General features: G+C 55.3%; 10 protein-coding genes. 4 read left to right on the top strand and 6 right to left on the bottom strand.

All coding sequences use genetic code 11. From position 1 onward, the window contains the following. Nucleotides 1-15: 15 nt before the first annotated feature. From PT964_RS07855 to PT964_RS07835, 5 genes are all read right to left on the bottom strand, one after another. Complete coding sequence (locus PT964_RS07855) at nucleotides 16-561, bottom strand: SiaB family protein kinase (protein ID WP_274362796.1); 546 nt, start codon at nucleotides 559-561, stop codon at nucleotides 16-18. A 74-nt stretch (nucleotides 562-635) separates the two neighbouring features. Beyond that, complete coding sequence (locus PT964_RS07850) at nucleotides 636-1,004, bottom strand: response regulator (protein ID WP_274362795.1); 369 nt, start codon at nucleotides 1,002-1,004, stop codon at nucleotides 636-638. Between the two features lie 45 nt (nucleotides 1,005-1,049). Continuing rightward, the gene (locus PT964_RS07845; protein ID WP_274362794.1) at nucleotides 1,050-2,138 is read right to left on the bottom strand and encodes a GGDEF domain-containing protein; all 1,089 of its coding nucleotides are present in this window, start codon (nucleotides 2,136-2,138) and stop codon (nucleotides 1,050-1,052) included. Between the two features lie 178 nt (nucleotides 2,139-2,316). Then, on the bottom strand, nucleotides 2,317-8,199 hold the full coding sequence (locus PT964_RS07840; protein WP_274362793.1) for a DUF3320 domain-containing protein: 5,883 nt from the start codon (nucleotides 8,197-8,199) through the stop codon (nucleotides 2,317-2,319). Between the two features lie 83 nt (nucleotides 8,200-8,282). Next, nucleotides 8,283-9,320, bottom strand: a complete 1,038-nt coding sequence (locus tag PT964_RS07835; protein ID WP_274362792.1) for a methyltransferase domain-containing protein — start codon at nucleotides 9,318-9,320, stop codon at nucleotides 8,283-8,285. A 136-nt stretch (nucleotides 9,321-9,456) separates the two neighbouring features. On the opposite strand from PT964_RS07835, the gene solA reads away from it, so the two are divergent. Next, the gene (gene solA / locus PT964_RS07830; RefSeq protein ID WP_274362791.1) at nucleotides 9,457-10,584 is read left to right on the top strand and encodes an N-methyl-L-tryptophan oxidase; all 1,128 of its coding nucleotides are present in this window, start codon (nucleotides 9,457-9,459) and stop codon (nucleotides 10,582-10,584) included. A 48-nt stretch (nucleotides 10,585-10,632) separates the two neighbouring features. On the opposite strand, the gene PT964_RS07825 is transcribed toward solA, so the two are convergent. Continuing rightward, on the bottom strand, nucleotides 10,633-11,838 hold the full coding sequence (locus PT964_RS07825; RefSeq protein WP_274362790.1) for a threonine synthase: 1,206 nt from the start codon (nucleotides 11,836-11,838) through the stop codon (nucleotides 10,633-10,635). 192 nt (nucleotides 11,839-12,030) lie between these two features. Here PT964_RS07825 and panD point away from each other — a divergent pair, with 192 nt between their 5' ends. The 3 genes from panD (at nucleotide 12,031) to PT964_RS07810 (ending at nucleotide 13,503) form a co-directional block, all read left to right on the top strand. Continuing rightward, the gene (gene panD / locus PT964_RS07820; RefSeq protein ID WP_274362789.1) at nucleotides 12,031-12,441 is read left to right on the top strand and encodes an aspartate 1-decarboxylase; all 411 of its coding nucleotides are present in this window, start codon (nucleotides 12,031-12,033) and stop codon (nucleotides 12,439-12,441) included. Between the two features lie 39 nt (nucleotides 12,442-12,480). Next, the gene (locus tag PT964_RS07815; RefSeq protein ID WP_337995017.1) at nucleotides 12,481-13,203 is read left to right on the top strand and encodes a YheC/YheD family protein; all 723 of its coding nucleotides are present in this window, start codon (nucleotides 12,481-12,483) and stop codon (nucleotides 13,201-13,203) included. Between the two features lie 111 nt (nucleotides 13,204-13,314). Beyond that, entirely contained in the window at nucleotides 13,315-13,503 is a 189-nt protein-coding gene (locus PT964_RS07810) for a hypothetical protein (protein ID WP_274362788.1), read from the top strand. Nucleotides 13,504-14,190 lie beyond the last annotated feature (687 nt).

The following is a 14,190-nucleotide window of genomic DNA, read 5'->3' as shown; positions in this document are numbered from 1 at the left end:
CCCTTTCCTTTTGTGTCACACAACCGCTTTAAGCGTAAAAAACGACAGCTGCTCATCGACCTTGGTGATGTCGAACTCCAAAGGCTGCTTTGCCTTTCTCGCAATATCGATTAAACCGATGCCCGCCCCTGATCTCTCCGGGGGCGTTTCTTCCTTAAGCTTCGCTTTGTACAGCTTTTTCAGCTCTGCCTTATCCATTCCGTTGATCATCTCAAGAATGCGCACGAGAGGCTCGATATCGGCGTTCGATACATTGTTGCCGCAGCAAATATAGCTGCCTTCTTCGGTTTTCCCGATCGTTACGATGCACGAATTTGCGACATTATCGTAAATTTCCGTACCTTGCTTGCTTTGGCAGTAATTTTTAATATTTTGCGTTTGCTCGATGAATATGGAAAAAATATTGAAAATATCGGTCTTCGGGTGCTCTTCCGTCTCCAAATATTTTTTCAGCGCCTCTCCCAATTCCTCGATGATTTCCTGAGAGAACCTGCCGGAAAAGCTGATCAGCAGTCCTCTTTCTCTTAAGCTTCTTTGCAGCTCGAGCATTTCGTGTACCATGTTTTCAGCCCCTTTTCATTGAATTGATAACAAAATAGGAATGATTAATATTAACATTCCACGGCATTTTTTTGCTATATGCTGGCGTACAATATTCTGTTTATCGCTTCCAGCACCCGATCCTCCTGAAACGGCTTTAAAATATAATCCTTCGCCCCTACCCTGAATGCGTCGTATACCTTAATTTGTTGTCCCCCCGAACTGCACATGACGATGTTCGCTTCTTTATCGAACGACATTATTTCTTTCAACGCCTCGATCCCGTCCATCTCGGGCATCGTGACGTCCATCGTCACCAAATCGGGTTTATACTGCTTGTACAGCTTCAACGCAATTTTGCCGTCAGCAGCCTCGGCTACGACCTCGTGGCCGTATTGTGTTACGATATTTTTCATAATGAGCCGCATAAACGCGGCGTCGTCGACAACCATGATTCTAGCCATTTATGCCTCCCGGTCTAAAATGACGTAATAGGCTTCGCTCGGCGGCTACAGCCCGCTGCCGCAAGTAATCCGATTTCGTCCGTCACGCTTGGATTTATAGAGAAAGCGGTCCGCAACCCCGATCGCGCGATGGATTTTTGAACGATCCGTTAATTTCGCTACGCCGATTGATACCGTCAACCGTATCGGTTCTCCTTCTTCCGTATAAAACACTTTCCGTTCAATTCCGCTTCGGATGCTCTCAACCTGCGCCAGCATGCTGCTCTTTTTCTCGGCAACCATCAACATAATGAACTCCTCGCCGCCGTACCGTCCCGCGATCATATCCGATATTCCCGGCGCATACTCCGCATGTGCGATAAACCGGGATATTTCCTTCAGAACGATATCTCCCGACAAATGTCCGAACGTGTCGTTAATCATCTTAAAATGATCGATATCAAGCATGACGATGAACATATCGCCTTTCGTGTCCGGGTATGTACGGATCGTTTCCTCGAATGTTCGCATGTTGTACAAATCGGTTAACGAATCGTGATCCGCGTCGTATCGATACCGCTCCATCGTCCGCCGCTCCGCTTCCTCTTTCCGAATGAGGAAGTCCAGCAGCAAAGCCGTGATCAAAAAAATCGGATACTGAAACGGCACGATTTGCATCCAGCGGCTCCATCCGCCGCCGGCCGCAAATATCGTCGGCAAGGAGGATATCAGCCAAGCTCCACTGAGCGGGACGATCAGCCTCCAACTTTTCACGGGGGATTTGTCGTAACGCGCATACAATAATGCAAAAAGGACGGGAAGCACAACGCCGAACAACGTTTCGGCGCTTGCTCCGGCCCCGTCGATCGCCAGCCTCCACAGTACAATGGCGGCAAGGACAGGAAACGCTAGACGCCAGCCCCACCACAAAGCCGTTAACAACAGCGGGATGAGCATCAGATCGAACCGGAAAGCACCGTACTTGACCGGCAAATATTGCATTGCTGCGCAAGACAAGGCGACGATCGCCGCTATAGCCGTCCATACCGCATAATTGGCAACCCTCTTTCTTACATCCAATACATAAACAATGAAGAGATGCATGATAAATATGACTGCCGCGTTTGAAAGTGTAGCTTGTATCACGGTCCCCATTGTCTTCCGCCTCTCACTCGTATCACAGACCTGACTTCATTATAATTTGACTGTGCTGCGCCTAGTTTAAAATGTAATGCCGTAAAGTAAAATCCGATTAAAAATTAAGTAAAGTCCATAAAAAAAACGAGGCGCTGTCGCCTCGTTTGAACTTCGAATTCGGATCGCGCCTCCGCGCTTACCCGTTATCTATCACTCTATCTTGTTCATCGATCACCGCGAGCCCGCGGGCCGCCGCAAGCTCAATGCCGGCTCTTACCGCCTTGTCGAGCGCCGCGCCGCTTCGCTGATAGCCGAGCCGCTTCACGATTTCGCGCACAAGATCGTCCTTCGGCAGGCTGATTTGCACCGACAGCACCCGCTTCGCCGCGGCGGCGATTTCCTCCGGCGGCAAATCCTCCGCGCTGCGCCGGCTTTCGTCGTCCGCCCCTTGGCGGAACCGCTCGTACGTCTCCGGCGGCTGGGATGCGGGCCAGAAGAAGACGCATCCGTCGTGCTCCGTCGTCTTCAGCTGCAAGACAGCGAACAATTCGTCGAAGCGCCTCTCGATCCTGCTGCCCATACGCGTAATTCCCCACGCCTGCAGCACTCTACGGCATAGCAGCGACCGGCTGATCGGCCCTTCCTGTTCGACCGTCCGAACGATTTGGTCCGCGATGAGCCGATTTTGATCTCTGCCGTAAAATTGCTCCGACGGCTCTTCCACGCGTTCCAGCCTGCAAATTTCGTACTTCGGCGCCTCCGGCGCAGGCTCCAATGCAGAAGTACGCGCGGCCTCATCCGTCGTATCGCGAATGACCATCTCTACCTTCAAGCCCTCGGCAACGGTCGGTCCGGAAAGCTTGGAATCGTCCATCGCTTTGCGGATCGCATCCTCGATACGCCTCGTTTCCTTGGCCGGATTTTCGAACCAATCGAGCGACCATACGTTGTGGATCGACCAGCCCAACCCTTCGAGCACCGACGTGCGCAGCAAATCGCGGTCGCGGGCCGTGCTCGCGTTCTCATAGCCGTTCCCGTCCGTCACAATGCCGAGCACATAAACGCCGGGATCTCGCGGGTCTACTACCGCGGCGTCGATCCGGCAGCCGGAGCAGCCGACGTTCGTCTGAACGTCGTAGCCGAGCTCCGCAATGCTCGCGGCAATGCTCTTTTCCAGTCCCACCGTAACCTTCCCGGCGTAAGGCGCGCGTAGCCCCGCAGCCTGCGCGCCTCTTTCCGCATATTCCAGGAACGCCTTGAGTCCGGCGACGCCTTGGGCGCTCGTTCGCGAAATATCGAGGTGCTCCGGACGCAGCGTCGAGAAGACGAGCATTTCGTGCCTCGCGCGGGACACTGCGACGTTGAGCCGCCGCCAGCCGCCGTCCCGATTGAGCGGACCGAAGTTCAAGCTCACCTTGCCGCTTGCGTCCGGACCGTAGCCGATCGAGAACAATATGACGTCGCGCTCATCGCCTTGCACGTTTTCCAAGTTTTTCACGAAGATCGGCTCCGGCGAACCCGCGGACGCCGACTCCAGCTCCGGAGCTTTTCGAAACAGCTCATCCAGCATGTCTTCGATTAACGTCTGCTGAACGGAGCTGAACGTAACGACGCCGATGCTGCGTTCCGCCAGCTGCGGATCCCGCAGCCGGCGCTCGATCTCCTGCACGACGGCCTCGGCCTCCGCCCGGTTTTGCTTCGTTCTGCCGCGGTCGTAAGCTCCTTCTACCGGAATGAGGCGCACATTCGACGTCCGTTCGCGCGGAGAGGGGAACGTAAGCAGCTTGTTTTCATAATATTGCATGTTGCTGAAGGCGATTAAGCTCTCGTGCCGGCTGCGGTAATGCCACAGCAGATGCCCTTGCGGCATGGCGAGCGCCAAACAATCGTCGAGCACGCTCTCCATATCCTCCTGCGAAAGTCCGTCGTCCCCCGACTCCGTCTGCTGGTTCGCAGTGAAGAAGCTCGTCGGCGGCAGCTGCTTCGGGTCTCCGACGACAATGCATTCGCGGCCCCGCGCCATGGCTCCGACCGCCTCGCACGTCGGCATCTGCGACGCCTCGTCGAACACGACAAGGTCGAACGGCGGATTCGCCGGGTCCAAATATTGCGCAACGGAAATCGGGCTCATCAGCATGCACGGCGACAGCCGCGACAACAGGTTCGGAATTTGCTCGAACAGCTTGCGGATCGACAGCCCCCGTCCGCCGCTGCGAATCGCCCGCTGCAGAATGCCGAGCTCCGAGCTTTGCGCCGCGGACGCCGCCGGCTGCGGCCTCCTGGCCGAAAGCCGCGCCGCTATTTCCTGGCGCGTGAACGACTCGAACCGTTCGCTGAGCTCCTGAAATTTCGCGATTTGTTGTTCAAACAGCTTGCCGGAGAAGCCGGCCAAGCTTTCGTCCGCGGCTATGACCGACTCCGCAATCGCCTTGTACAGCGCCCTTTCGTAGGACGGAACCAGCTCCTCGTTCGTCACTTGCCCGCGCTCGTATGCTTCCGCGATCGGAGCCAGACCGAGCCCGGCCGCCTTCCCGCGAGTCCGGCGCCATAAGCACCAATCGCGGAAGCTTTCCAAGCCTCCTTGCCATTTCGAAGCTTTGTCCGCCATATAGGAAAACCATGAGGCGTCTCCTGTTGAGGAAAGCTTCGCCTCATCCGCTTCCAGCAGCTCGAATATCGAACGCTCCGTTTCATTCAGCAGCTTCTTGGCATCGGCATAAGCTTGCAGCACGCCCCGATTGCGTTCCAAGAACGCTTCCCGTCCCGCTTCAAGCAATGCGGAGAACGCGATGCGGGATTCCAGCGCCCGCGCCGCATCGCCGTCATGATACGCAATCAGCAGCTGCTGCATTCGCTCCGTCCAAGCGCGAAGCTCCTGCACCGCTTGCCAGTCCGTCTCGCCCTCGTTCCACAGCTTCGCGCCGAGCCGCGTTTCCGTCCAGCCGGCGGACGCTTTGACCGCTTCCGATTCCTCGCGAAGCTTGATCGCATCCGCAAGCAGCTCCGGAACCGTCTCCTTCGCGATCGTCCGCCCCGCATTTCCCGGAAGCGCCATCGAGCCCAGGAGCTTCAGCACGCGCCGTTGACCGAGCCATCTCGGCACAAACCATTGCAGCTCCGACCATTGCCATTCCGTCAGCGCCGCCGATGCGTCAAACGTCAAAATCGAAGGCGTAAATACGCCGAGCAGCCGGGAACGCAGCCCGTCCCGCTTCAAGCCTCGTCCGGATACCGCCTTCAGCTTCGCAACCGCATCGTCGAGCTCATTGTCCCGAAGCAGCATGCTCGGCTTCTCCGGCATGGAGAGCAATAATCCGCACAGCTGCTCATAAAGCTCAAGTCCGCGCCGCGTCATGTCCGGCGGCAGCGGCATCAGCCTCGCCGCCTCATCGAAAGCCGTCTCGCAAGCTTTCAGTTGCCGAACATAGGCTGCAAGCAGCTGTTCCAGCTGCGTCTTTAAAGCCGGGGAATAATGCGATACGGCGGCGTCCTCCCATACGTTGCCGTGCGGATGGCCGCAAGCCGCTCCGGCCGCCTGCAGCTCCTTCATCGTATCCGCGCATGCGATAAGCTCGTCTGGGCGCAGCTTTCCTGCAGCCCCCGGATCGAACGCCGCAACTTCGGGCGCTTCTTTCACCCGGTCGTAGAACGTCAGCGCTTCATATAAAGAAACCCCCGTTTCCCGCTTCCGGTGGAGCGACTCGACGAAGGCGTTCAGCGATTGTCTCGCTTCCGCCAGACGGTCCGCCTGCCGGCGCCATTCCTCCGGCGGCGCGGTTTGACCCGCCTCGAGCGATAGCCGAAGCTGCTCAAGCACCGCCTTTTTCTTGCTCTTATTGGAATGCAGCTCGAGGCAGAACGGCCCCAGCCCTATCGACTCCAGCCTTTTCTGTACGACGGTCAACGCCGCCATTTTTTCCGCTACGAAAAGCACCGTTTTCCCGTTCGCAAGCGCGTTCGCGATCATATTCGTAATCGTCTGCGACTTGCCCGTTCCCGGAGGCCCGTGCAGCACGAAGCTGCCGCCCTTCCCCGCGGCGCTGACGGCGGCAAGCTGGGACGAGTCGGCCGAGATCGGCACGAACAGCTCCTTCGGGTGGAACAGCCGATCAAGCGAATCCGGTTCGGGGAACGTGTTTTCCTCCGTCCAAGTCAGCTTCCCGGCCAAGAGGCTGGCGACGACCTTGTTGCGCGCAAGCTCCGCAGATCGCGTCCTCAGATCGTTCCACATGACGAATTGACTGAACGAAAACAGTCCGATGCAGCACGCTTCCTCCACGTCCCACCGGGCATGGTGCATAACGGCATGGCGAATCGTCGTAAAGACGCGCTTGAGGTCGACCCCGTTCTCATCCTTCGGGAGCGGATCCAGCCCGTCGATGTGCGTGCCGAAATCTTGCCGCAGCATCTCCAGCAGCGTAATGTTCATCTGCGGCTCCTCGTCTCTCGCGCGTATCAGAAAGCCGCTGCGCGACGATTTGCGGACGAGTTCGATCGGGATGAGCACAATCGGCGCGTATCGCGGCTTCTGGCTTGCGCCCGACTCGTACCAGCGAAGAAGACCTAATGCGAGGTATAGCGTATTTGCGCCGTTCTCCTCTAAGGCAAGCCGGGAAGCACGGTAAAGGTGAACGACCCGATTGTACAGCTCGCCCTCCGACATGTCCGCGCGCAGCCGCTTTTGGTCGAATTCCTGCCGAAGCAGCGGCGCGAACGGATGGTCATTGCTGACGCGGCGATACAATTCCGCATCCCGCGGCGTATCCTTCCAATCGCCCGGAGCCGGCAATAATTGAAATTCGCCCCCTTCGGCCAGCGCATCCTCCAACGCCCCGAGCTGCTCGGTCATAATCGGAATGCTGGAGCGCGAGAGGCGGAAATTCAGCAGCGCGTTGCGCAAGCTCAAGTCGAGCAATCGGCGCTCCCATTCCTTCTGCTTCGGCTCCGGAATATGATCGACCTCCTGCGGCCGTTCCAATACTTCCAGCGTATCCGGAGCCGCCCCGGGGTTCTTCCCTTCCCGAGCCGGCTCGTCCTCGCGAAGCTCCCAGCCGGAAGCCGTCCGGACTCTGAGCGGCAGCGGACGAATTGAGCTCGCTCTCGCCCGTTTCAAATCCACAAAGCCGAAGAAATCGTCCTCGTTGCGAAACGATTCCTGCGCAAGCCGAGCCGCCTGTTCAAAATCGATCGACTTCCCGTCTGCGACGGCTGTCGTCTCTATCAAACATATTTCATGAATGCCTTCGGCCAGCCTCTTCGTCAACAAAGAAACGTCGTCTTGCACGCATTCCGCGAACGTTTCGCGGATGAGCCACACTCCGACGAACGCATGCCCCTTCGTAAACACGATCAGCGGGTGAAGGCCGACCGCCTCCAAGCATGCTGCATATACGAGCGTCAGATCGAGACAATTGCCCATTCGCTGGGCGAACAACGCATCCGGCAAGCGAATGCGCTGCCCGATTTCTTCGAAGCTGGCCGGAGCCACGCAGTACGTAACCGACTCTTGCTGCAGCGCCGCATAGATTGCCGCAGCCTGCATCCGGACGCGGTTAGGGTCATGACTCTGGTAAGCGTCGAAGGACGGATTGCGGTCCCATCTCGCAACAATATCGGCCGCCGAGCGCACCAATCGGGAGGTCTCGGGATGATTCGGGGTCACGAACGCGCCGATGAGCTCCGGGAGCACGGTGAGCCCGCCCCATTCGTCGAAGGCGAGCACGTCTACCGGCAGATCTTGTCTCTCTATTACTTCTTCATCGCAATAGACCGTGACGGTTAGCGAACCGGCAAGCCTTTCCGTAAGCTCCGCCAGAAACGCGCCTTCGAGCTTCAGATCGACGACGCCGAGATCGACCGTCTGTCCGGCGGGAAGCGTGTCCGCCGTCTTCCGCCATTCGCGTGCAAATGCGGGCTCCGCGGTAATGACCGCCGTCACGCCGTGAAGATCCTCACTTCCGTTGTTCGTCAGCCGAAGCCTCCGAATGACCGGGACGTAATTTTGCTGCATGGCGTAATTGATCGTTCGTATGTACTCGCACTCGCAACGCACACCGGCTGCAGTCGTTACTTGTTTCACTGCTCTAGCCTCCATAAATAAAAATAACCCACCCCGGCACGCTTTCGAAAAAAGACACGAGGTGAGCAGCATTCGCGCACGGATTAAAAATGCAAGGTGAAAATGTTCGGGTGCAGTCCCTTCAGGCTGACTTCAAAATCGACATAATGCTCTATGCCGAATTTATCGGCAGCCCTCCGCAATTCGTGCGTTTTATCCGTCATCAGCACCGCACGGCTGCCCGGCTTCATCACCCGTTTGAACTGCTTCATCAATTTCAAATATAAATCGTATATTTCATCGGCTTGCAAAATTTGTTCTCCGAACGGGAGATTCGATACGACCGCATCGACGGAGCTTGCATCGAGCGGCAGCTCTCTCGCATCCCACTGCCGGACGATCAAGCGGTCGAGCTTGGGCGCGTTCTGTGTCGCTGCCTCCGCCGCCTCGGCGGATATGTCTCCTCCGACGATGTGCCCGAACGGATAAGCGGCGCGTTCCGCCACAATGGTGCCGGAGCCGCAGAACGGGTCGACGAACATGTCGTCCGGCATAGGCTGCGAATGCCATACGAGCGCGTGGGCGACGGACGGTCGCAAGGCCGCTTGGGAGAACAGCCTCAGATTCCCCCGGAATCGGAACGTTGAAGGCGTCAACCGGAAACAAAAAATCGCCTGGTCACCCGACAAATCGAGCCGAAATTCCAATTGATGCGCTTCGGCCGTGCCTATTTTCCACTTAGGAAGCTGCTTCAGCAAACCTCGGCCGGCCGCTTCGGACAAATCGAACCGGCTGTAGGTCTGATTGCCGGACCGGCTGGAATTGACGGCGAACGTCACTCCTTCGCTTTCAATAAGGTCCGGAGAAATCGCCTTGCTTAAATCGACCGCTTCCATCTCTTTCTCGAGCTGCTGCAAGTGAATCTTGTGAGGACCTATCGAAAATTTCCGAACGAAAGCGTATAAATTATCAACCGAACGAAGTGACATGAGCGTTCCTAACGGTTGTTCCGAGCTGAAAAACACTTTTCCGCGGAGGGTCTCGACGACACGGGCGTCTTTAATTTTATGCTTGATTTCATCGGTAACGATGCTCTCCAGCCCCGGAAGCATCGTCGACATATATACAGGTCTGGCGCTCAAATGGTATTCCTCCGCGTTTCTCTCGGTTAAAATTTAATAACATTATACACTTTCAATAGTTGATATTAAACGTTGATGATGTAGGTTATTCTTCTTTTCGATTACAATAGAAGATAGAAAGTGAGGAGAACACGACATGAATGACGTCATAGTGGTGGGCGCGGGTTCCATGGGTGCAGCCGCCGGGTATTTCTTGGCATCAAATGGACTGAACACCTTGATGCTCGACAGCTTCCGGCCGCCGCATAGCCGGGGAAGCCATCACGGGGACACAAGAATCATCCGGCATGCTTATGGAGACAACCGGAATTATGTTCCCTTTGCGCTAAGAGCCCAAAGTCTTTGGGAAAATCTACAGGAACAAACGGGACAAACCTTGTTTTACAGAACGGGTCACTTGAATGCGGGCAGCCCGGATTCCGCGTTTCTCCAAGAAGTGGCGGTCAGTTCCTCCGAATTCTCCCTCCCTATTGAGCGGCTCGCTTCGACAGAGGTCATGAAAAGATGGCCGGGCATCAAGCTTCCGGAGCATTATGTCGGGTATTTCGAAACTGCTTCCGGAGCGCTAAAAAGCGAGCTGTGTGTGGAAGCGTATCTTTCTCTTGCTATCTCCCGCGGCGCAAAGCTTCAAACCGATACCAGAGTTCATGACATTGACATCCATCCGGATGGCGTTACCGTCCGAACCGACAACGGAACATTCCATGCGGGATCGGTCGTCATCAGTGCAGGGGCATGGGCCGGACGGTTGCTTTCATCCGTTGGCGTGAACTTGCCGTTAACGCCGACTCGGAAGACGATTGCCTGGTTTGATGCCGATGAACGGCACTTCGGCTCGGATTGCTTCCCTACCTTTATCTTTGACCTTGACGATTCTATTTTTTATGGTTTCCCCAGCATCGGAGGAGCCGGGCTAAAGGTCGGAAGGCATGACGGCGGCAGGCCGGTCCTGCCCGACGGTCCGATCCGGAAGTTCGGGAGCGACCCGGATGATTTGGGCGATCTTACTTCCTTCCTGGAGCGACATATGCCCGGCGCCGAAAAGAAGTTCAAGCACGGCAAAGTGTGCATGTACACTATGACTCCCGATCAAAACTTTATTATCGATGTCCATCCGGAGCATTCGCATGTGGCGTTTGCCGCAGGATTTTCGGGTCACGGATTCAAATTTTCGAGCGCTGTCGGGGAAATATTATCCCAACTCATCGTATCGGGCCGCAGCGGCATGGACCTCTCCATATTTTCCTCACTGCGCTTTACCTAAACAAAAGCCCGCTGGCCGGACATTCCGGGGCGGGCGATCCATTTGATTTCACGAGCGAGTCATGCCCACCCAGTCCGCATATGTTTTCACTACGGGGAGATTGTTTCGGCTCCACGGCCAATATTTCAGCGCATGCGAAGTATTGAATAATACGACTTCGTCGCTCTTCCGAATCCATCCGCGGTCGAGCAGCCGATTGAGCCCCGCCCAAGTGGCGGCTCCTTCGGGCGACGAAGAAATGCCTTGATTGCCGAAGGCCGTTTGCGCTTGCCGGATTTCTTCCGGAGTAACCGCCACCGCGGTGCCGCCCGATTCGCGCAATATGGAGACGATCAATTCGCCGTCCGGCGGGTTAGGTACACGCATTCCGGTCGGACTTGAGCTCACTCCCTCCGCTTGAGGGACGAAGCGCCCTTTCTCTACGGCGTCCACAATCGGTTGGCAGCCTGTCTCCTGCACGCTGACCATACGCGGCAAATCGCCTTGAACGAATCCCATCTCCCGCAATTGCCGAAAGGCATTCCACATCCCGATCACTCCCGAGCCTCCGCCGGTCGGATAAATGATCACATCGGGCAGCCTCCATTCCAGCTGTTCCGCTACCTCCAGCCCCATCGTCTTTTTGCCTTCCGCTCTGCCGGGCTCCCTTAAGGTGCCCACGTGATACCATCCTTGCTCCGGCTCCCCGTCTCGAATAATGTTGCCGGCATCGTGAATGAATCCGTCCACCAGATACGTTTGTGCACCGTAATGAACGCACTCTTCTACAATCAATCCCGGGCAATCCTTAGGAAGAAATACGTACGCCTCCATTCCGGCGTAACCGGCGTATGCAGCCATGGCCGATGCCGCATTCCCGTTTGAATTGACGGCTACCTTGCGAACGCCGTATTCCTTGGCAATCGAGATCGCAGCGGAAAACCCCCGAGCTTTAAAGCTTCCCGAAGGATTTTGCTCTTCTCGTTTCACCCACAGCTTTTGTAAAGGAAACGCTTTTTCCGCTTGTGACATACGAATGAGAGGCGTCATGCCCTCGCCTAAAGAAACGACATTGTCCATGCTTTGAACGGGCAACAGCTCGGCGTACCGCCACATGGTCATCGCCCGATGTTTTAAGCTTTCCTTCGTCAGTGTACGTCTAACGAGATCCAGATCGTACTCTACCAACAGAGTGCCACCGCAATCGCATTTGTTTTGTTTTAGCATGAAAGATTTCCGTTTCCCGCACACGCGGCAAGCTAACCAATACCTCATAGCCGTTTGCCCTCCTGTCCGCAGATTAATCTATTTAGCATATGAACGGGTGAGCAAGCCGCTTGGGTAGCTATATATATTCCTCCTTTTTTCAACAAGTGCCCAATCGGTCGATTTCACTAGCACATAACTTGATGTAAGAGATGCTCTTTTGCCGCGAAACCGTAATTGGAAAGAGGAGACCGCCTAACAATGAAAAGATTGATGTGTAAAGGGAAAATCCACAGAGCTGCCGTAACGGAAGCCAGTCTGGATTACGTGGGAAGCATAACGATCGATACTCTGCTGATGAAAGCCGCGAACATTCATCCCTACGAAATGGTGCAGGTCACCAGCTTGCGCAACGCCACCCGTTGGAAAACGTATGCGATTCCCGCGCCGGAAGGCTCCGGGAAAATTTGCTTGAACGGCCCGCCCGCTCATTTGTTTCAACCCGGGGATTTGGTCATTATTTTAAGTCTCGGTCTTTTCGATGAGGAAGAACTGAAAGGACTTATTCCGCGGGTCGTTTTTGTCGATGCAAACAATCAAATAACCCGATGTGCGGATCATCCGTTGTATAACGAGGCCGGAGAGGTGAATTGGATCGAATTACAGCCGTAGCCTCTCAGTAACCGAACCGTCGTCGATAGGAAAGGAGGGCTGTTCCTGGGAAAAATTCGATTCCACCGCATGCTTCGGAAGGTGCCCCAAATTAGAGCTTACTTACCGCATACGGCGTTTTGTAACGAGCGTCGGTTAGCTGAATTTTTAAACCGCTACCCTGCCGTATTCATCAAGCCGGACGGAGGCGAACGCGGGATCGGGGTTATAAAAGCTTGGAAGGAAGGGTCTTCGATTTCTTATATAAAGGTAAAAGGAGATCCTCAGACCGTCGGTTCCGTTCGCGAGCTGATCCAAAAGCTGAAGCTGCAAAGACCGCATATTGTTCAGCAAGCGATCGACCTTGCCAAAATCGACGGCCGTCCGTTCGATATTCGCCTCATGATGATGAGGAATCGATCGAAACGATGGACCTATATCGGAATGGTCGCCAAGGTGGCCGGATCGAAAAGCGTAGTCACCAATGTTGCGAGAAGCAATGGGTACGTATCGCCGATCGACCGGGCGCTGCGGCTGTCGTTAGGACTTACCGGAACGAGAGCGGAGCAGAAAAAGAGAGAGATGATCCGGTTGGCCGAACGATGTAATCGTGTCTATAGCAAAACACGCTACGGCTGGCAGCTCGGATACGACCTTGCGATCGACAACACGGGCAAGGTATGGTTCATAGAGCTGAACCCTTCGCCCGCCCACAGTTTGTTTCGGAAGGAGCCTTCGGCTTTCCGAACGATCAAGCGGCTTGCCGCCGTTCGTAGAATTTAGGCAAATAAGGAGCACATGGAAAACGACGTTAAAAAAGCATAGCGTACATGCCGCTCTTCGATTCCGGGAACATTAATGTTGTAGTAAAACGAGTTGAGGGGCGACTGAAAAATGGAGCAATCGAAGCAATCGAAGCAATCCAATGGCAGCAAACCGTTTACTCCGCACGAGACCGACGCAGGATTCGGGGATGACGGCTTCGAAACGGATGTGCCTTCCAACTATGAAACGAGTCTTGCCGGAACGCCGAAAAGCTTAACTGGCTTTGAGGTAACTAAATCCCCCGGCCGCTTGGGATAAACTTATGCCAAAAACGCCCTTGATCCCCTTAGTTCGATCAAAGGCGCTCCGTTTGTCGGCTTGGCGTCGTCCTGCTCTCCCGGGACCCTGCGGTCCGAGTTCCATCCGCGCTGAGAGCGAAACGGATCGGCTCGGATATGTGCCCGGTCATTGGGGCAGGCTGACACTCGTTGTGATTTGCCAGGGTATGCGATTCCGAGCGGAATTAGCGGAACACAAATTGCGAGAAAAAACGGTGTTAGCGGACAACGCGTTCCGTTACATCGCCGAATTATGTAAACTTGCCCTTTTAGCGGACATCCGTTTCCGTTAGCTCATGTTCGTCACCTTGTTCTAGATCGAAACGAAAAACGCCCTTGATCGTTGATTCGATCAAGGGCGCTCTGTTGTCGGCTTGGCGGCGTCTTGCCCTCCCGGGCTCTTCTCCCGCACTTTAGTGAAGTTTCACCGTCTTATTCCTGGGCTTTGGTTGTTCATCCTCAAAATTGTGAGGTCAGACCTCCTTATTCGGATGAAATTAATGCATCGGGCAACAAAACGGTCGAATAAGAAAGTTTCACCTCACTATTGCGGCTCTCATTGAGAAAAAAGACTACATAGTGAAGTTTTGCCTCACTATGCAAAAACGCCCTTGATCGTTGATTCGATCAAGGGCGCTCTCTGTTGTCGGCTTGGCGACGTCCTACT

It is taken from the genome of Paenibacillus thermotolerans (genome assembly GCF_028745515.1).
Lineage (GTDB): Bacteria > Bacillota > Bacilli > Paenibacillales > YIM-B00363 > Paenibacillus_AE > Paenibacillus_AE thermotolerans.
Note: the sequence above shows the minus strand (reverse complement) of the source record. Positions and strands in the feature narration are given on the sequence as shown.